This window comes from Chitinophaga sp. GbtcB8 (genome assembly GCF_019091455.1).
GTDB lineage: Bacteria > Bacteroidota > Bacteroidia > Chitinophagales > Chitinophagaceae > Chitinophaga.
In genome coordinates this window covers 44,392-65,329 of sequence record NZ_JAGXJN010000009.1, presented here as the reverse complement: position 1 = coordinate 65,329, position 20,938 = coordinate 44,392, and the positions used below count along the sequence as shown (strand labels likewise).

At 44.9% G+C, this 20,938-nt stretch carries 7 protein-coding genes; all 7 read right to left on the bottom strand.

Translation table 11 applies throughout. The features are described 5' to 3' along the window. Positions 1 to 44: 44 nt before the first annotated feature. The gene (locus tag KVT36_RS10905; RefSeq protein ID WP_217603528.1) at positions 45 to 851 is read right to left on the bottom strand and encodes a hypothetical protein; all 807 of its coding nucleotides are present in this window, start codon (positions 849 to 851) and stop codon (positions 45 to 47) included. Further along, positions 832 to 9,312, bottom strand: a complete 8,481-nt coding sequence (locus KVT36_RS10900) for an RHS repeat-associated core domain-containing protein (RefSeq protein ID WP_217603527.1) — start codon at positions 9,310 to 9,312, stop codon at positions 832 to 834. The genes KVT36_RS10905 and KVT36_RS10900 overlap by 20 nt, the downstream gene beginning before the upstream one ends. 5 nt (positions 9,313 to 9,317) lie before the next feature. Further along, the gene (locus KVT36_RS10895; protein ID WP_217603526.1) at positions 9,318 to 10,043 is read right to left on the bottom strand and encodes a hypothetical protein; all 726 of its coding nucleotides are present in this window, start codon (positions 10,041 to 10,043) and stop codon (positions 9,318 to 9,320) included. Between the two features lie 28 nt (positions 10,044 to 10,071). Further along, complete coding sequence (locus tag KVT36_RS10890) at positions 10,072 to 13,575, bottom strand: hypothetical protein (RefSeq protein ID WP_217603525.1); 3,504 nt, start codon at positions 13,573 to 13,575, stop codon at positions 10,072 to 10,074. 11 nt (positions 13,576 to 13,586) lie between these two features. Further along, positions 13,587 to 14,084 (bottom strand): hypothetical protein, encoded by a 498-nt coding sequence (locus KVT36_RS10885; RefSeq protein WP_217603524.1) that lies wholly within the window; start codon positions 14,082 to 14,084, stop codon positions 13,587 to 13,589. Positions 14,085 to 14,110: 26 nt separating this feature from the next. Then, the gene (locus tag KVT36_RS10880) at positions 14,111 to 19,741 is read right to left on the bottom strand and encodes a PA14 domain-containing protein (protein WP_217603523.1); all 5,631 of its coding nucleotides are present in this window, start codon (positions 19,739 to 19,741) and stop codon (positions 14,111 to 14,113) included. A 98-nt stretch (positions 19,742 to 19,839) separates the two neighbouring features. Then, a complete protein-coding gene (locus tag KVT36_RS10875; protein WP_217603522.1) occupies positions 19,840 to 20,928 on the bottom strand; it encodes a hypothetical protein in 1,089 nt (362 codons plus the stop codon). Positions 20,929 to 20,938: the final 10 nt, after the last annotated feature.

Genomic DNA, 20,938 nt, shown 5'->3' with positions numbered 1-20,938 from the left:
TCGCTATTGGACATCATTTGTTTAAATTACATATTGCACATACATTACTTACAAATAATCTCGGTTTTAATTATCTCATTTTTAATACCCACTACCCCCTCAATATCTTTAATTGCAAATTTAATATCCCACTCGTAAGTAGACTTCTGCTTATACACTTCACTTATTACAATCCGCTTACCCCAAACAACGTCCTCAATTCCATCCATTGAATCATATTTTTTTTCACTTGTTATTCTTCTTTCCGGAATCAAATACTCCTTTACAGACATATTGTAATTAGTACCAGGAGGTATCCCAAAAAAAATTAACAATTCATACCTATCATTACATTTAATAGTATCACTTGTATATGCTAAATAAAATGGCGCACCCTGGCTTTGTATTATCTTACGATCTTTAAACTTAGCATGATAAACTGCTTTACCTTCTAAATTCGTGAAATAATACTCTTCTATCCCCCCATCTTTTCCATAAAAAAATTGTTCTCCAAATTGCTTCCCTTGAAGCCAGTTTTGTTTGGTCATTATCTTTCCCAGTGTATCATACTTATACCAAATTCCATCCTTTAGACCTTTTCTGTAGTTGCCTTTCACCTTAATTAATGAACTTCTATAATAAGACCGGTAGAAACCATTATTTGCAGAATCTGCACCTAAATACTCCTCTACCGTCAATTTATTATTCCTATTATACGTTCTCTTAATGTAGGCAACATTGGTATCTGATTTTACTTTCTCATACTCGATCCTCGATTGAGGCTGTTGCTTTTCAGTACAAAAACAAAAAAAAGAAAGAATAAGAAAACAAGTAACAATAATCATTCTCATTTTATTTATGTTTTTTTTCATTACTATTTTTTTTTGTTGCATCTGTCTTACCTTCTGTTCTCAACCATGAAAACGTTCCATCCCCGTTAAAATAATCAATATGCCTAGCATCTTGACGAGCCGAACAACTTGGACAATCAGCGCTATCTCCTAAATATATTAACTCAGCATTAATTGAGGGATCTACATTAGCTGCATCCAGACCATCCATGTAGCTATCCACTTTTTCCAATACATCCAAAAGCATGTCTAGACCTTTTGAATCTTTTCCTACTGCCTCTTTTAAGGTATTGGTAAAATCTAATAAGTTACCAATCCCGTCCCCAACTGTAATGTCTCTCCAAGCAGCTGACATATCCAATACATCTCCGAAGTCTATATGTTCCTTTACAACGGCATCTGATACCAAATCAAGGGCATAACCACCACCGTTATCATTACCTGAAAGAACATATCCAAATGGCTGTACAGTCGGTTCATTAAATTTCCTTAAAGCCCTATCAGCTTTTATCTCTAAATATTGTCCAAATGATGTTTTAGAAGTTGTCCATTGTTCATCAACCTGATATGGTGTTTTTGTTCCTTTTGACATATCAATTGTTATAGTTTGATACACACTATGTTTATTGAATCCATGTATTCCAGTTAAACCCTGATCAAGAGTAGCTTCAAAATATTTCTTATCAACAACCTGAAGGATCTTATACGTTCCGTTATTGGTTTTTAGATAGACCGTTACAACCTTTTCCTTACCATCTGGATCATTAAAAAGTAATGGACTATTTCCACTAAAGACATAAGGAGCCTCTCCTGGATATTTTGACTGAAGAGGATCTACACTTAACCACCTGCCCAATCGTGGATCATAAACCCTTGATCCAAAATCCAAACTATTCCCTTCTCCCTTCACCTCATTATCATTCTCCTTCCCATTAAACCCATACCTATATTCACCAGTACTAAACTTCCTGCCCGGCTGCAACATACCAAACGGATAATAATCCTGCGCCGATGTCACTTTAGCTTCGTAAGAATCTACCGTACTGTTGTTTGCAGAGATCTGCCTTTTGGTATCTCCTACCGTAGCCAACACATTTCCCAGATGGTTACTCAACTCAAAGAACTTATTACCACGTATAAAATTAATATTTATACCGGAACTTATATCCCCCGGAGACGCCTGATCCTGCATGTCTATAATGCGCCTGCTCAACCCTAAACGGCTGCTGCCATACAAATGCACTTCCGTTTGGCTCAGGATACCACCATTCACGTTATTATCCCCATCCACGTACACGCTCATTACATTGCCCGTAGCATCTCGCACGTACCAGGTGGTAATGTTACCTGCTTTTTTGCTGATACGGTTGCCGGTCACGTCATATGTGTAACTTATAGTGGAGTTATCGTCTTTGGTGATCTTACTGATCTTACCATATACTGTCCATTCAATGCTCTTGATATGAGATGCCGTATCCCGCACCAGGTTGCCAATAGCATCGTAGTGATAGTTGTTCGGCCGCTGATTATCAATGTCTTCGTCATAATTGTCCACTCCTACGGAATCGCTGATCGCACGTAGCTGGTTGGTATTTGTCTGGTAATGATAGGTCAGGCTATCCATCTGCTGGGGTTTGCCAGCCCAGGTTGTATTACCATTCCGTTTGTAGCCCAATATATTACCATTAGGATCATAACTTACCCGTTCAGCAAAGTCAGGTGCTGTCACAGGCGCCCAGGTATTGGTGCCGGCGTTCAGGTTACGTAAGGCATCCATGCTTACAATCCTGTTCAATGCATCGTAGCCATAAGAATAGAACAGCGGCTCGCCTACTTTGGGCAGGTTAACGCTCATGGCTCCTATATTACCATTAAACAGCGGTTTAAAGTTGCTGCCACTGCTGTTGGCAGATGCAAAGGGATGTACGCCGGAATTTATTGATTTATAATCATTATCACCATAGTAATGCAGTGCAAAGCCAAACGCATCACGGGCTGTTATACCATTTGCGGCGCCATCGCCGCCCAGGTCAAAGCCAGGGGTGAGTGTAGTACCGTTTATACCCTTTAGCCAGCCCTGCAGCGTATAGGCATAGTCGAGACCCTGTACCTGTTGCTGGCCAATAACCGCCCTGGCCAGCGGCCCATGTTTGTAATACTGGTAGAAGGCGTCATTTTCCCAGTAAATGCTGTCATTGCTGGTTTCTACGTTCGTAATCCTATTCTCTGCATCATAGCTGTAACGATGGTAAAATGCATCCTTCTTACCTGCCTGATAGCTAACGGTATTTACCTTACCACTGACCAGGTCATAGTTATAGGCAATTTTTTTCCATTCATTGCCTTTATCAGCCATGATGCCTGACCTATAATCCTGCATTAAGGTGTCTACATTACCATGTATATCATAGCTATAGAAGGTGCCGCTTTCATATTTATTAAGCAGCAGGCTGTCGCCGTTGCCATAAACGGCAGACCAGGCCACACGGTTGCGCAGATTTTTTGCCTTTAACACATCTAATTCATCCAGTGTTGCTGCCGGCAGGTCATATACGGTACGGGTGATCTGTGTTTTTGCACTGGCAACGCCATTGATCCAGCCGGAGAGGCTTTCTTCATCACGGCTGATGGCATCTGTCATAGCCGTGCTCTTAGTAACCTCACCTACTTCCGTAATACGGCCCAATACATCATATAACGTATAGCTATAAGCGTTTGCTGTTAATTGTTTGGCATTTTGCGAAACTACCAGCCGTCCCAAACGATCATACCAGAAACGGCTTTTACCAGCATCCGGTGTTTTTTGAGCAACTGCCTGGTTCAGGGTGTTATACCTGTATTCCGTAGCCATGCGGTGCGCAGGAAGCTTGTCAGTCCCTGCTGCTATAGCAGATCTTACCTGATTGATCCAGGTGTCCGAGCGATCTTTTACTACGCCGGCAGGCGGAATTGTTTTTACCAAATTGCCGGCCTGGTCGTAATAGTACAATGTATAATGATACTCGCTGGTACCATAGGTAACCGCAAATTGTTCATTGGCCTGCAGCATAAGGCTTATATAACTATCCTCAAAATCATTCTTCACGGAATCAACGTAGGCATTATATATTACGGTTCCTGCACTTACGGCAAAATAAGTACTGTCTGAACAACTGCTGGTGCTATTGGGGTCTATGCGCTGGAACACGGCTGCTGCATTGCCGCACAATAACGGACCGGTGGATACGGTATAACAGCTATCCAAACCGGGGCAGCTTACTATATTTCTTGTGGGATGGCAAACCGTTTCTTCCACCACCACATTGCTGATACGATCGCTGCCCAGCAGGCTGTCTGTTTGCAAGGTGAATGATAATATACTTACACCAGGCGCCTGGGTGGTGATGTTAACCGTTGTGTCATTGCAACCGGTTTTACCGGTGCTGGTAGCCAGCATTAACATGGCGGCATTATTATATACACCGGCGCCGGCCAATGTACCGTCGGGGTTAGCCAGTATCCGGTACAGGCTTTCATCAGCGTTTATTCTTACATGGCTGGACCATTGCATATTAAGATTTGCATCCAGCCTGTGCCAATACACATCATGCGGATCACCGGAAACGGTTCCAGCTGCATATACTCCCTGATCCGCTGCGGGGAATATTGTCCAGGTATTGGGTAATAGTAATGACGGATCATCAATCATCGCGTGCTTTACCGGAAGCAGGTTAAGATCTACATCCAATAATAAGCCACTACCAGCCCCTCCTCCCGGAGTGTTCTGTATTGCCAGCCTGTAACCAGATCCGGTGCTTACTATATTACCGGCAATATTATCATTGTTAGCGAGGTCATACTGCATTTTGTTCACCACATTGCCGGTCTCACGATCCAACGCGAGTACTACCGCATCATAGTTAATTTGTGTTGCATAGGAAGTGGTTGCCAATAATAGCGTATTACTGTCTTCGTTGCTGTAAGTTCCTTTATCTTCCAGCAAATTGATGGACGTTTTGTTACCCGTTTTATTGAGCTGTTTCATCCAGTTCAGTTCACCCATATCAGACAACACCCCTATCACCCAATCCGTATATGCTCCGGCTGTACTGCGGAGGCCAGCAAAAGCAAACTCCCCGCTCCTGGTTTGAATAACATCCGTGCCTTTGCCACCATATGCTGCAAAATCTATTACTTTATTCCACATCACCGCGCCTGCTGTATCCAGCTTCACAACCATTATAGCACCCTGATCATAACAATAGGAATAAGTAGTGCCTATTCCAATATAACCGCTATCGCCGGTGGGCACCAGGCGGGTAAATTCATCGTTTTGCTCCGCACCATAGGTTTTGGACCAAACTACCTCGCCTTTACTATCTGTTTTAATAACATACGCATCTTTACCGCCTTTGCTGCAACCAGTGGTAGCGCCTGCCAATATATAACCATTGTCCACTGTTCTGTGGATGTCTGTTATTATATCGGTACCGCCATTGTTATAACTGCTCACCATTTGGTTGGAGCCGGGTGCACCCGGCCGGCAAATTACTGTTCCTCCCTCTGAAGGCGGCGCATGCTCACAGCTATCCATGAAAACAACATACTCCCAGGCCTGTTTGCTGAACCCTAAATGATTGTTCATATAGCTTGCAAACAATTCATTCTTCATCTGCTGGGTAGTATCTACATCTCCTACCAGGGGGGTGATACCGGGATAAGCATTGGTAAATGCGCTGTATAAATTATTTATTTCGGCACAAGTAGCGCAGGGCGGCGCTACCTTACACTGTATAATTACCGGTATGGTGATGGCCTTTGGTAACCAGCTGCAGCCACCTGCACCCGAAGCGCTACAGGCATTCAGTAGTATATCCAGGTCTGCCTGTGATATATTTACATTGCGGGTGCGCAGTAAATAGGCAGAAAGGTTAGCATCCTCCGTTCTCTTCAGCGCCAGGTATTCACGTTGCAGGTTGCCCAGGTTATTACATTCACAGTCATCAGGACGGGTGAAGCTCTGTTTATCTACATAAGCAGTTTGCTTGTCATAGGCTTTAGGTATGGGCAGCATTTCCGTGTTACAGATCCATGGGTCTGTGATATGCCCATGTGTTTCATTGTAAGCAGTTAATACTTCCTCAAAACTTTTGTATTGATTGGTGCTACCAGGTTTTACCGTACTGGCTCCCATAGTATGATCAATATCGCCACCTTCCTTACATACGGCCAGTAATAAAGGCACCAGCTGCTGCCGCACTAAGGTTGTATCATATTTACAAGGCGCCAGCTTACTTATCCAATCTTCCACATAAGCTTTACAGTTATCGGCAATTATCTTCTCCAGCTGCTGTGCTGAATATGCTTCTACCTGGGACTGATTATCCATTGGTATATTCAGGCCACTTTGCGCCAATGCGCCTGCAGTAGTATTAAAGCGGGGAGATTTCCAGGCCTGTACTAACTGTGATTCGGTAGGACCGCAGTTCTGTGGAATTAAGGTTTCCATGATACTGCGTTTGGCGTTCAGGTATAACTGACGGAAAGTGCGCCATGCCATATTCAGATCACCTTCACATAACCTGCTTTCGTCGAAAGCCTTGGCCGGAGTATTATAGTCGTTAGCGCAGGTACCATTATCATTATCCGGACATTTAATACTGATAGTCGCCACACTCCACATAGACAAATATCTTGGATTTTGCGAAGTACCGCGGTCTATATATTGATTCAGCTTTGCTTCCAGACTTGCCTTTTGCGTGGCGGCTAAAGGATCCGGATCATTTACAGGGAACGGGAAACCAGCGTTACCGGTGGGATTCAAATAACCTGCCGCTTTGGCTTCGGCATAAGTATCTATCCTTTCCATTTTCCTGCTCCACAAGTTGCTTTCATCATATTTCAGGTACTCCGTCAACTTGCAATATTCCGGGTGAAAAGGAAGCAACGCTGCCGCCCAGGAGGGTTTGAACTGTTCAGCAAACTGCGTTGGCAACAGCTGCTGTGGCTCTACAAGCATGCCGGATGCATCATAAGCCAGGTCGGGATTACCCGCTTCATCCAGGTAAACAATATCGTTCCGCCTGTAAATGGGTATGGCATTTTCAGTCGCCTGGTAATATATAGTATACATACCGGTACTATCAGGATTAGCATACTGACCGGAAGGCGCTGTCATATCCTGTAACATTGCCATCCGGATGTCATCTGCCTCTGTTAGTTCTCCGCACAAAGCCTTACAGGCATCCAGCGCGGCCTGATAAGCGGCCCAGGCTTCATTCCTGTAAAGGGCTGTATCACTAATATCATTGCCGGCATTTACTACATAGTTTACACGAAAATCGTCCCAGCTGGCCAGGTTGGCTTTACAACTTGCGCAATCCGGGAAACATTGCTGTGTGCGTTGTGCCACTCGCTGCTTCTCAATTTCTTCTTCCAGGGAGGTACAAACATTCGTTTTCAGGAAAAGACTGTCCCGGTAATAATTCATTCCCAACCTGCTTACAGAAAGGGTTTTGGTGATCTCATAATTACCTTTTACTACGGGCAGGTTAAATTTAAGATCAATGGGATTCAGCACTATATTACCAGCAGGATCAAATGAATAATTACTTGTATCTATTACATACTCATGTCCCCCCGGCAGATGCTGGTTATAAGCATCATCCGTTATTTTAATTTCCAGGTCATATAGGCCTGTATAAGATATATGCTGATCGTCACAGTCATCTTTTTTCAGTACGGGTGGGTTTAGCTTGTACGCAAAACGCAGGGTATCGTCCTGAACCACCAGCTGGGATTGTTTGCTTTCCAGTACCCAGTTCTTCACCGTATTTTTATTGGGGCCTGAAAGGCTGTCGGTTACCATCATCACTTCCTTATCGGGAACATCTGACAGGCTGCTGTTTTCCGGGGAGCCGGCAAGCGCTGTAGCAATGGTACGGCCATGCATGTCTACATAGGTAACGGCATACTGCCCATTGGCATCGGCCACCATGTTCTTAAAATAATGCGTTACGTCTCCCACCTCTGTCCCAAATAAAGCATACAGGTCTTCCTGCGCAGGTGTGCCGTAGAAATATTTGGTTTCGTGATTGCTGCCTATTTTATAGGTAGCGCCTACACCACTTTGCTTACTGATGCGGCCTGTATTATCTTGGGTATACTGTGTTTCTGTAAATGCAAACCCCTCTGCCTTCGGTATGTACCTGTTAATCCCGTCATTCTTTTCAGGATTGGCGGCGGAATAATAGCTATTAGCGCCTGAAGTGGTGTCCATAGGCGCTGCGCTGGTTGTTAGGTATTCTGCCGGGGTGTTTATATGGTCATACTGCTCTTTATCGTATTCTGCTCCGTTAATGGCACGGTTTAGGTTACGTGTGTATTTAATTACATTTGCCAGGGTAGGTGCAGGCAATACCTGGATGGCCGGGCGGCCCTGGTAATCATAAGCTGTTTCCGCTACAATAGTAGTATTGGTGGTATTATCTTTTGTAACGGTTTGCCTGCTTCTCAGGCTGCCGTCAAAATACTGCACGGTTACTTTGCGCTTACCATCTTCTGCATACGCAATGGAGGATTGCCAGTTTAGTGAACGTTGATGTCCGCAGAAGTTAAAGGCCCCTAAGCCATTTGCAAAATCTGAGCTCCACACGGTTTCTATGCGCCTGTTACTCCCCTTTTCCTGTACAGCGCGTACCCTGTAAAACAGTACGCCCCCATCATCATATAACAAAGGAATTGCGTAGGAATTTCCTGTGATCGTAACCCGGGTAGTATTGTACGCAAATACCAATGCGGGGTTGACAGGATTACCGTAACGGTTTACGGCGATAGCGCTTGAATCCACATAAGCCCATTCCAGGTCATATACATCTGCCCCGGTGGAAGGAGCCCAGCTCACTACAATTTCGTCTGTGGAATCTGTATTGGGAGGGTTAAGGTTTGTAAAGGCCATCACTGCATCGTCCGTACATGACCACTTATAAACCGGGTGCAGCTCCATTGTATTTTCCAGCATGAGGGCGGGCAACACATTGGTGGACGCATTAGTAGTGATACTTACTACTTTCACCACTACTTTCTGCGCATTTGCAAATACAAAGCTGCTGCGCATAGTATAGGCGTTAGCTGTATCATAGTTGATAGCAAGGTCCTGGTCTGTTGTATGCTCCAGCAGATCCGGCGTTGTGTAGGTAATATGCAGGGATACCATTGCATTAAATGTTGCCGGCAGGTACACCCTTGATGCCTCGTTAATCTTAAAAGCTATTATATTCCTTACCGGGAAAGGAGTATCCATTTTACTCCGCAGCGAGGCATTAAAATAATCGTCGTACTGTGCAGTAACAATGGCATTGTTCACCAGCTGGCCGTTGGCGCCATCCAGCACCTTTGTTATTACGATGTTATTTCCGGTTTGGGCCCGGACTTTATTTACCGCTACCAGCAATAGTATTATTAAAAACCATTTACCGGTTTGCTTCAACGAAAAAGGGCTCATATCTTCTATAGGTTAGGCGATCCTGTAAATATTTTATATTCATGGTAAGGGGCGGTGGCTTTAAACTCACTCCCCTCCTTATAAAAGAAACTGCTTTCATCAAACCGGGTATAGCTTGCGGGAAGCGGTTTGTAATGTTCAAATGTTGTTTGTACAATAGCATATTCCCCATACTCCGCACTGGCGGCTTCCGAAGCGCCTGCATTACTTTCCATCAGCAGCGCCGTTTTCATTACATAACGCATATACATTACATAACCGGTGTTCTTGTCAATGCTCATCTCCATCTGCCGGTAAGCGCCACCCGCCGGAAAATTGATCTGCACTATTTTCTGCGTACCCTGCTGCTGAATGGAACAGCTGCTGAACCCTGTCCTGGCCAGTACGGCACGCAGCTGCTGTACCGGGTCTACAGTATTAACAGCTGCCGGTTTTGCCAGGTACATCACTTTTTCTGTTTTAAACAGGGTAATGTTATAATCAGCATTCACCAATGTTTCCACACTATCCAGCCAATAATGATAATTATTGCCTGATATTTCCATTTTACCGTACATAACATCCAGTATAGAATCCGGCCGGCGCTCGCTGGTGTATGTGTATTTAATATCAAACGCTAACGCCGACCTATAAACGGCCTGCAGCTGTCTGATCTCGGTGAACAGGGCAGCGGTATCACTGGCTGCCTGGGCCTTTAGCGGCTGCTGCATAAATAACAACAGGCCAAGCATGATTATATACATTCTATGTAACTGCATATCAATATTGAATATTGGGGTCTTCATCAACCTGTTCTTTAATCAGTGCACTCCTGGTTTCTTTGATCGTTTTAATCCCTCTTTCTGTTTCTTTTTTCAAACGGGTCAAGGTCCCGTCATCATCATACTCATAGAAAGTGGCATAGTTATTCTCATCCAGCTCCGCCATTAACCGCAGGCTTTGCCGGTCGTACACAAATGACTTCATGTTGGCATTGTAAGGATGCAGGCGTATATCATCAAAAAACACGGTTGCCGTTCCGGTAACCTGTAGTATTATGGACAAGCTATCCGTACCCGGAGGCAGGTCTACCACCTGCTCATAACGTTGCCATCCGTCTATGATGCCGCCGGAAGGATGTGCTACAATAGCTATGCTGCCGCCAGTACCTTTTACAACCAGCTTAATATCGTTCCCTGTGTAAGCGGTACACTTACAGTCCTGCGCTTCTTTTACCCAGGCGCTAAGCAATACCTTTTTGCCTGACAATAAAGAAAATGGCGGTATCAATATATTTTTGGTAGCCTTTACACTTTTTAACACAGGGGTAAAAGGTGCACAATCGTTATCTACCATGTTGAAAACCGGATCTGCGGGATCTGTGGCCGTAGCGGTTACTGGTACTTTTAATGCAATGCCATCTCCATCATCATGTGTTACACGAAGACTGTATCTGCCGGTATGCTTCTCTGTGCTATCCAGGCGGGTGTCGGAGCCTGATAAGTAAAAACGGCGGTCCGGAGGGCATGCATCGTCGCACAGATCACCACCAAAACCATAATCCTCAAAACCCTCATAAGCGGACTCACTGTAACGGCTATTCTGAATAACGGCTACCGGTACTGCATTATCGTAACCATAAATGCCCGCATTATAACGACCCAGGGGGTCTTTATTTTCCAGCTCAAATCCTTTTTTGTTGAATACCGTTGTTTCTGTATTCCATACCCAGTTGGCATTATCGCGTTGTGGTTTCCAGCCGCTGGTTTCTTTTTTCCAGAAGGCCAGGAAATCATTGAAAGCGCCGTCTTTACGGATATTGGTCTGCTGATCCGGATCGGACTGCTCCCGGGTGCTGTAATAAGTATAAGCCCTTGAGGGGCGCCAGTTGCCCAGCAGACCATAGGCGTATGGATTCACACTGGTATCCGTTACGGCGCTGTAACAACTGGTTACATAGGCTGCGAGTATAATGTTTACATCTGCTTCAATGGGCTGACGACATATATCAGAGCTGATTGTTACATGATAGTTGCCACCGGTGGTCGGTTGCACCTGACTTACTACCGGGTTTTGGATCGTACTGCTGAAGTTATCGGGCCCGGTCCATAAATATTGAATGGCTGAAGAAGGCAGGTTAATTATACTGAAGTGAATTTCATCGCCCAGGCAATACTCAGCCTTATCTGAGGAGGCTAATTCTGCGGTGGCAAAATCCACTATTTTAACGGTTTGTATCAGGGACGATCCACATTCATCCCCCATCCATATATCATAATTCTGATCTTTTGTTAACGTATAAGCGCCGCCGGATGCAGAGGTGCTAAAGTTACCGGTGTTATTGGTTGCCAGGTAAGGCCCCATAGCACCCTGCCCTGCTGCTGCAAGCTTATAAGTATAAACACTGGCAGCTCCTTTACGCCCGTTCATGGCAGCGGCCCGGATATACCCCGAATCTGCAGGCAGCCCGGGACATATCCATCCATAAGTATGGTTAATGTCTACGGCCAGCGGTTCATAATTATATTGGATGCCTGTTATATTTGAGCCATAATTGTCTATTAAAAAACTACTGGCGCCAATAAGCAGGGAATAAGCACCGGAGTTGGGTAATAATAATGGCGTGTTGTTAGGAACAATGGCATCATTATAACCGGCAGGGCCACTTGATATCCAGAAATAAACGTTCCTGCTGATGTTATTATATAAGGCGGTGCCGGAAGGTGTAATCGTTTTACCGTCACAGGAAAGAGCTTCTGTATACGACCAGTTATAGGAATACACATCCGTTTCTGCTGCAATTATATCAAGATCGTAGCTGATATGGCTACAGCCATCTGTTACTCTGAACTTGTAAGTACCCGGAAAAAAATACCCATCATTAGGCGCCTGTGATCTTACGATGCCAAGTACGCTTGCATTTGTAGTAAGGGTAGCAAAATAGGTATAATTTGCGGGGCTGATGAGCTCCACCGTTGTTCCAACCGGCATAAGTCCACTCGGCTTGGTAATACGGAAAGCTGCTGCCCGGTTATTACCGAAGTTACCTTCATTATGTGTTACACTGATCGAATAAGGATTGGGGCCTTCATTCGGCGCTGTTGCTGTTAAATTTGTTTTTTTGTAGATGGTATCACCATCGTTATCTGTCCAGGCGAGCGTATAGGTACCAAAAGGAATTCCTGTAAAATTTGCGGATACACCGCTTAATGAAATGGTATCCTTCAGAACCTCGCTGGTAACGGCATTCTTTAAACTTATATAGGCCGGGTAACATATCAAAGACTGGAATGCAAATGTATTTACAATTAAATTAAAATTATTCAAACAGGTTATTTCCTGGCTATACGACAGTGAAGGCTGCTGTATTATTACATTTTGTATAAGTTCCTGTCCACAGGGCGATTTGATATGGTACGTAACTGCTTTACCATACGTATTTTTTAATTGCTGCCCTGCAGGTAGTATAACTGTATCCACCAGCCCTGCGCTAAGAGGAATATAGGCTGTTTGAGGCCCGCCATCATAAGACATACTATATGTAAACTGTGAGTTATAGTCCTGCCCGGAAACGAACCATTGAGGTGTATACGCTATGAACCTATTGCAGCTGTTGTCATCGAGTGAACTGACCCCTCTAAACTGGAACTGTGAAGCATTTAATGCAGGCAGCTCGCTTATTGTAACGGATGCCGTGGATGTCGTTGTATTACATGCATCCACTACTGAAATGGTGTAAGTGCCTTTATTCAGATTATCCAATACGGTAACAAATCCTGCATTAGAAAACGTAGGCGGCCCGGTATAACCACCCGGCGCACTTGTAATATTAATGGTATAAGGCGCGGAGCCATTAGTAACGCTCACTTCTATCTGCCCCGAGTTACAGCCGTTCAGCGTACTTCTTTTTGATGATACCTGCACTGTAGGCGGTATATAGTTTCCGTCCACCGTTACGTTAATGGAAACAGAATCTGTGCTTCCGTTACAGATACCGCTGGCCACTACCTTATATTGACCGGCAGGAATATTCTGGAAAATATTGGCAGGAGTTTGCGGCACATTAAAAGCAGATGTAAGCGATTGCAGCCGGTACAATACATTGGTAATATTGCCTGCATCAGCCCCTGTTAAAGAGGCCGTTATCCTGCCATTCGCAGAACAGGTAGAAGGATCCGACACCGCCGCAACCTGCCATGCACATTGAGCCTGTGCCTTTTGCAGCGTGAGCAGCATTACCGAAACTATGAATAACGTTATATATCGTGTATTACTCTTTGTCATTGTGGCTACGATTACAATTTTTTCTGATAATAACAGGTATACACCAATTTTACAGGCAGGTTCCTGACGTTATCTTTATAAAAAGCGGCCGGCATGCTTATTACAAGCCTGTCAGGCTGCGGCAGCTGATAAGTGTATTCATATTCAAATACCTCTTCTTTTTGTGATTGAGCAGAAGGAATGCTATGCTGATAATCCAGTATCCCATTTGCAGGTATAGAATACTTCCCCCCTTCCTGGCCCCCTCTATGGGTTATTATGCAATCCAGGTCCCGGAATTGTATGCCAAGCGGTACAAAACCATTGATCCTGATCATAGAATCTACAACGGAATACGTTTTTTCCTCCAGCAGCTTATTCCCTTGCTGGGCAAATGTTTTTACCACTACTTTCTCTATCTGCCATTCTCCCTTCAGGCGTTCAGCATCCGTTGCATTCTGTTGTGCATGCAATACGCCGCTGCCTGTTAAAATTATTGCCAGTGCAATTATGAACCTGTATATACGCATATCAATCAGTTTATTATTTGAATACATTAGAAAGAGCAGGTTGTTTTTGCTTTCTTTTTATCATCTACCTGCCAGTTCTGTTTGTATTCAGTTACTGCAGCGTTAATGATCTTTGACTGCTGGTCTATTACCAGGTTATACCTGCCGGTTCCATCCTTTTTCAGCGGGCTGGCCAGCATGGTTACAGCTCCTACGCTGGCAGAAATATTTTTTCTGCCGGAGCGAAATGTTTTCATCACCACATCTATACCGGAATAAGGTTTCCCATCCTGATCCATAAAGTAGATCTCAGGCGTTCCGCCGTTTATGGCATTGGCATCAACCGCCCACACTTTTGCGGGGCTGCGGAAGGTGGCCACATCGGGGTTGCAATCATCGCCGCTTACTTTATTACGTGCGTAAACCAGTATTTCATCACCGGATGCAAGATTGGCGGCTACCTGTTCATGTGTAAGTACTCCTGAAACAATCTTACCTCCCTTAATGGTAATACTGTCTACGGTAAACCCGGTGTTCTTATAAGCGCCGCTCATACCGTCATATACCCAGGCGGCGGGATAATTGAACTGGTAAATGGAATCTCCGAACTCATTTTGTACTGCCGTTAGCAGCACATCGCCCGACTCGCCATCATACAGCAGGTTGCTGGTAACTACCTTGCTGCCTTTATCAATTGCCACTACGCTATCCAGTATGCCATGACGGCTAATGATCTTGGCAGCTGCGGCTGAGCGGAACAGGTTATCCTGTGACTGAGGCATTGGTATTAATGAGACCCATCCCAGAACAGGCGGTAAGCCGAAAGTGAAAACATCTCCATTTATATTAGCCGATATACCCAGACTGGTAAACCAGGACTCGCGCATATCCATCATCAGCTCCATATCCTTCCCAATGACTGCAGCTGTATCTATTTCGCCCTGCGGGTTCATAGACAAGACGGTATTATTGAGGTGTTTGAACTCATCGTTCACATTATCTACATGGTAAAAGTTCTCCGTATAAGAAATAGGATGCACACTGTCTGTTTCCGGATAAACCGCATGCGACCTGGGCTTACCATGCATATCATTCAACTCTACCTTGAAACCCTGGCTCATTACCAGGTAATGCGCTGCATTAATTTGCAGGAGATTACCCAACGCTGGCTTATAAGTCTTTTTGTTATTGTCATTTAATAAGGAGTGATCTGTAATGATGGGAAAGTCGTACGCCGTGTAAAAGGTTGATTCCTCATACCCATTTGCAGAACGGGTGTTTTTTGTTTTAATGGATCTTGTACGCACCTTACTATACCCTACGGATGCACCCGGGAAGAACGTCTCGCCCAATGGCTCCTCTACATATCCCATGTTAGTAGGGGCCAGGGCTGCTGACTGTTCTGTATATTCTATCGGCAAACGCCAGGGGTTTTCCTCACCTCCCATTACCGGCTCATAAGCCGCTACGCCGCTGCTGATCTCCATATCTTTGCCATTGATCCTTTTAACTGTGGTGTAGATATATTCAGTGCCGTAGGTGGACTCTTTCCTGGTTTTGCCCGTCATCTTATTCCAGTTATCGTTTATCACGACCCTTTTCACACGCAGGCCACCGCCATATTTCTTGTAATTGGGGCTGCAAAGCCTTACAGAAGTACGGCTCAGGTCTACTTCCTTTGCCCAGCCATTGTTCCGGGCAGTACCATCAAAAGAGCGGAATGCATTTATGATATTAGCCGCCTGAGAAAAGAGGATCTTAACACCATCTACCAGATCCACATCTTTCCCTACATCTGATCCTGGATAGGCCTTGGAGGGCAGGTTCAGGCGCAGGAACTGTACGGCAGCTTTTGCCAGCGGACTTAACGAACCGCCGGTATTACCCTTGCCGTCAATACCCTGCAGCTTTATCCAGATGGTGTTTCCGTTAATAAAACCGTAGGCACCTTTCACCGGCCGGCCGTAACAAGACACATATTCGTAGCCGTTACCAAATTTATCCGCAGGCATTTTTACATTCAGGCGGAAGAACATAGTGGTATCAATGCCTTGCAGGTATTTATGATATACTTCTTCTTTGCTGGTTACCGGGCTGGGTACTTTAATGCCTACATATAAATAGTCATTGCTGCCGTATAGCTTATTGGTAAGGCTTCCTACGGAGCCTGGCTCTGTTGCCGAGAATCCGGCTATCTGCATCATTTGAGTGGCCCGGCGGTTCTGCACATATGCGTAATCATCACTTTCATAGGTCATTGTCATACGGCCTCCGGAAGGGAGGATAATAGTATCCAGTGTCCAGGCAGCAACGTTATATGCTGCTTTGGCGCTGTCCTGCAGAGCATATGGATATTCCGCATTCGTGATCTTGTTGGTGGAGGTAGCTCCCGGGTTTTGAGATGCCTCTTTATAATTCCCCCAACGGTCGTAGGATTTGGTAGTGTAGTCCGGGTTATTGGGATGGTATTTAAATATGTAAGGATTCTTGCGTGTTTTATTATTACCGTTATAGGTGAACCATATACGTTTAAGCGTAAGCTTACCTGTATTGTCCCCGGGTGCATTTATTCCTTTACATAATTCGTAACTATAATCGAAATGCACCGTTTTAACTGGTGTAGCACTGGCGCCATGCATGAGGAAATCTGCTTTTGTGTAAAGGTTGATCTCTTCCAGCCGTTGTGCTACATGGTATCCCGTATCTTTGATACCTCTTTCATTAATGGGCACAAGGTCTTTACGGGGCACCAGCTTAAAGGTGGCGATCATATTTTTTGATTCAATGCTGTTGAGGTACCAAAGCTCCTTCTGACCATAAACATAACTGGCCTTATCATCGCGGGTATCGGTTTTCAGGCCTTCATTAAAGCTGGCTGAATCGGAATAGGGGGTGCGCCATTCGTAGGGATTGTCAACGCCTGCTATTTTTGTGTAATTGAACTTAACCGCGTCTCCCAGATCGTCATCCGAAATACCGTCTCCGGTTACATCTACATAATCCGGTGAAACTACGCCTGTGAGCAGAAAGGAGTGTGCATAGGCCGGTGTTTCCTCGCTGCTGAAGTAACGGTCGTTCCCGCTCATGTTAGTCGTAGAGTCCTCTGCATCATTGCTATGGCCAACATCCAGGCGGGAAAGGTATTTGGTCATACCGGATTCCGCATTTCCATTCTCATGTCTTACAGAAAAAGATACTTCTTTTTGTTTCAGGTTATAAACCGGTATTCCGTATATATATCTTTTACCATCATTGTTCAGTACAGAAATTTCCGACAAGTGATTACTCTTGCGAAAACGGTTCACCCTTTTCTCTTTGAAGATGGTATTTTCTTTATTGGAATAAATGTCTTTTTTAGGGAATTGATATAAATATTGGGTAGGTACCGTTTGTTTCGCCTGTCCATCATACTCCCACATAAAATCCATATAAACGTCCGCTCCCCATTGCGCATATTCTACTTTTATTTTGTAAAAATGATCTTTCTCCAGATATACAGGTTGGTTTGCGGCCCACTCCGTTGGTGTTTGCGGGTCCTTCAAATGATCTATTAAGAGGATATCTTCCAGCAAAAGCTTTGATCCATCATCACTTTTCGTATAAAAAGTATATTTACCGCTTTTCGGTGCTTTTATTAAGCCATTCCACTCTATGGCAAAACTTTCACTTAATGCAGGTATCCCTGACGGAGGAGGCGGGGTATTAAGCTCTGTTTTGTTTGTAAAACGTATCACCGGATCTACCCGTTCAAATATTTTACCCCCCTCATGAAAGGTACCTTTGTAGTATGAGCCTAAGATCCCTGTTCCGGGGCCATTCAGCTCATCATCAGAAAAATTATTTTCACAGTTATAAAGCGGATAGGTATTCAGCTTATAGCTTTCGATAAATTTACTGAGGCCTACTTGGCCTGCTTCATCAGCATTCAAAGAAGTGATCAGCTGTGTTCTCTTATCCCGCGTTTGTTTTATTGCACTGGCCGGCGTTAACAGTATATCCCCCTTGGTTACTCCATCTGCATATTTTGTTAAATGGTTGGTTGTTGTAATCAAAGAGGAATTATCACCAACTTGCAGCAACTTAGGCGTTACTACATAATCCCCTCCAATTGCATCATAAAAACTTCTTGTATTGATCGTCTTTTCTCCCGGGTTCCTGAAATAAACCGCTTCATAGTTCTGATCTGAACTGGTAAATGCGATGGTTTTGCCCAGGGGATTCTTTGAGCGCCAGGGACCGCTTTCGTTGTTGGCATAGGTGAAATTCAGGTCCACCCCTGCATGCGTCAGGTCTCCTCCTCCAAAGTCTACGCTGGCGCCACCTGACAGATCTTTTGTTTTCATGTGGTGATCGTAAACATAACCAATATCGCTACGATAGGCACGGAATGTACCACCGGTGCCCTCTCCCGACATGCTGAATACATCATAGGTATATGATGGTATGGCTATATTGGGCAGGGTCGGTTTTTCGCGGTAAGGAATTTCTTTTTCCCTGTTATAATCCAGCAATGCACCCGGATTTTTTGCGCCGTTCTGATAGTTCAGATAACCAAAAGCAGGCAGGTACATTATTTTGTCTTTTTCTGCTATGTATTGTTTGGATACATATCCACTGATCGATAAGCTGGGATGTATGAACTTGATCTCACCACCTGTTTTCAACGTAACCGTAAACATATAGCTGGTGTATGGCAGGTTGATTGTGGGCGTAAAGGCGGGATGCGCAAAAGAAATACCGCCGGAAAATACAGATAGAGAACCTATTGGCTCACCTAAGGACATAAGCGATGGCGGCGCTTTATCGGCTGCCGCTTTTGTTTGTGATGCATCTTTTTCTGATGCCACATATTGCTTAATACCAGCTGAGAATTGCAATGCCTTCATACCGGCACGGCTGTTATACGACAGACCTGTTGATATATTGCCGCCGAAACCTCCATTTTGCCTGGTTTCTTTATCTGCAAAGGAATAGGAGATACTGGGGGACAAGGTCAGGCCATCCTGCGAGCTGTTTGTGATCGACAAACCGGCGTTAAGGACGCCAGCAGCGCCGGCGGCGGCATTAAGGCTGGCGCTCACGCCACTTTCCAGTCCCCAGCCTCTATAGCTGTTCTGTAGTACACCTAGTGAAAAATTTAAGCCAATTGGTAATCCGCTTATTTCCACATCTGCACCAGCGGTAACACCAATGGTTTTATTCTCCTGAATACTGGCCGTTTTCTTGATTGAGTCTGTTCCGTTAAAATCGTCCGGCAAACCACGCATGTTACGTGTAATAGTACCCGGGTTAATATTCCAGCCCAGGCCTACCCAGCTGGCTTCCTGATCCATGGAAATGCCACTGCTATAGCCAATGGCCACCGGGTAGCCACCTACGTCCAGCAAAGGAATGTTATAGTTAAAATCCCCACTGAACAGGTCAACCATGTTATTGTTATTTACTGAATGGAACGCCTGGCTCTCCGGCTGTGTGGGCCCGCCTATATCTGCTGTTCCTTTGACTGCCGCTTGGGTTTTAACCGGAGCGGCCATATGGGGTTGAGCCGCATCAGGCAGTTTGTTATCTTTACCCGGTTCATTATTCCTTCCCCCCATATTGTGTACATACACCGTTTTTCCGGAGGTACCCAGGGCATAGGAGGGGATCACTGTTTCCAGGTAAATTAAAGCCAGCATTATGCACGCAATCGTTTTCTTCCCTTTTGCAACAAGAGCCAGTATCATTTCAGCGTTATTTTATAGGTATAAGGCGTTTCGCCAAATTCTTTTAATGATCAATCTTCTTTGGTATAAATGAACTTCACCTGCCAATACTCATTACGTGCATTATGCAGGCGGAACAGGTAACTTCTTCCACCATCCAACGCCTTCCTTTTATTGAGCGGCACTTCCAGACGGTTATCGCCGGGGTTAACGTTCAGTTTTCCTGTATATACAACCCTGTTATTGTCTTCCAGGGCAATTAGCTCATAGGGCACTGTACTATCGCCGGCCTCATTATCGTAGATACATTGCAGCTTACTGCAATTAATGACCGTTCCATCCAACCCCTTTTTCAGCTGTACATAACCACTATTCATCATAGTAGTATGAGCATTCGCCTCCTGTATCTGAAATGTCCATACCTCTGTTTGGGCAGCAAACAAATTACCATTGCGTGCTACTACTGACCAGGCGTATTGTTTGGCAGTATCCAATGCTACGGCCCCGGCGGGATAATTAACGAAAATATTCTTCAGCCGTGGCGCCCTGTAAATAGCTATGTTCTGCTGAATGGCTTCCTGTGCAGACTGCCCGGGATGCACTTCTGTTAAGACCATTTCATAGTTCAGATCATTAAACATATTGGCGGGTGCAGGCGGCAACCAGGTGAACTGGGGCAACCGCGATTCCAGCACACTCTGATCGGCAGGTGTATTTAACAGCGGCGGGCTTACCGGCTCTATGGTAAAGGGGATACAATCCTCCCCCGGTTGATTACCTGATTTATCATTAGATACAATGATGCTGTAACAGGCCAGGTAATTGCCAGCCGGCAGCAAGCCATTCACGCTCCGGTCTATGGCAGCAGACAGGTATTCGTACTGGACCGGCATTACATCCCCCACCTGTAATTGTTTTGCTCCTTTGTTAAGCGTAATGGAACGGGTTATACCGGTTAAGACGGGTTGATTTGTTTGCGCATCCATCAGGCGCAGGGTTATCCTTACGTATTGTGGCTGCCCGGCTGCTGACACCAGCACTATATTCCACAGCTGCGCTTTCAATAGTACTCCTGCCGGCGGAAGCTGCACGGTCATACTTACCTGCGCGCCTACACGTAGCGACATAGCCAATAACAGCAGGCATAGGGATCTCTTCATAGTATCTCCT

Excerpts from the sequence above, each read along its gene's own strand:
- KVT36_RS10885 (WP_217603524.1), bottom strand. The coding sequence starts at position 14,084 with ATGCGTATATACAGGTTCATAATTGCACTGGCAATAATTTTAACAGGC.
- KVT36_RS10900 (WP_217603527.1), bottom strand. The coding sequence starts at position 9,312 with ATGAGCCCTTTTTCGTTGAAGCAAACCGGTAAATGGTTTTTAATAATA.
- KVT36_RS10875 (WP_217603522.1), bottom strand. The coding sequence starts at position 20,928 with ATGAAGAGATCCCTATGCCTGCTGTTATTGGCTATGTCGCTACGTGTA.
- KVT36_RS10895 (WP_217603526.1), bottom strand. The coding sequence starts at position 10,043 with ATGCTTGGCCTGTTGTTATTTATGCAGCAGCCGCTAAAGGCCCAGGCA.
- KVT36_RS10905 (WP_217603528.1), bottom strand. The coding sequence starts at position 851 with ATGAAAAAAAACATAAATAAAATGAGAATGATTATTGTTACTTGTTTT.
- KVT36_RS10890 (WP_217603525.1), bottom strand. The coding sequence starts at position 13,575 with ATGACAAAGAGTAATACACGATATATAACGTTATTCATAGTTTCGGTA.
- KVT36_RS10880 (WP_217603523.1), bottom strand. The coding sequence starts at position 19,741 with ATGCTGGCTTTAATTTACCTGGAAACAGTGATCCCCTCCTATGCCCTG.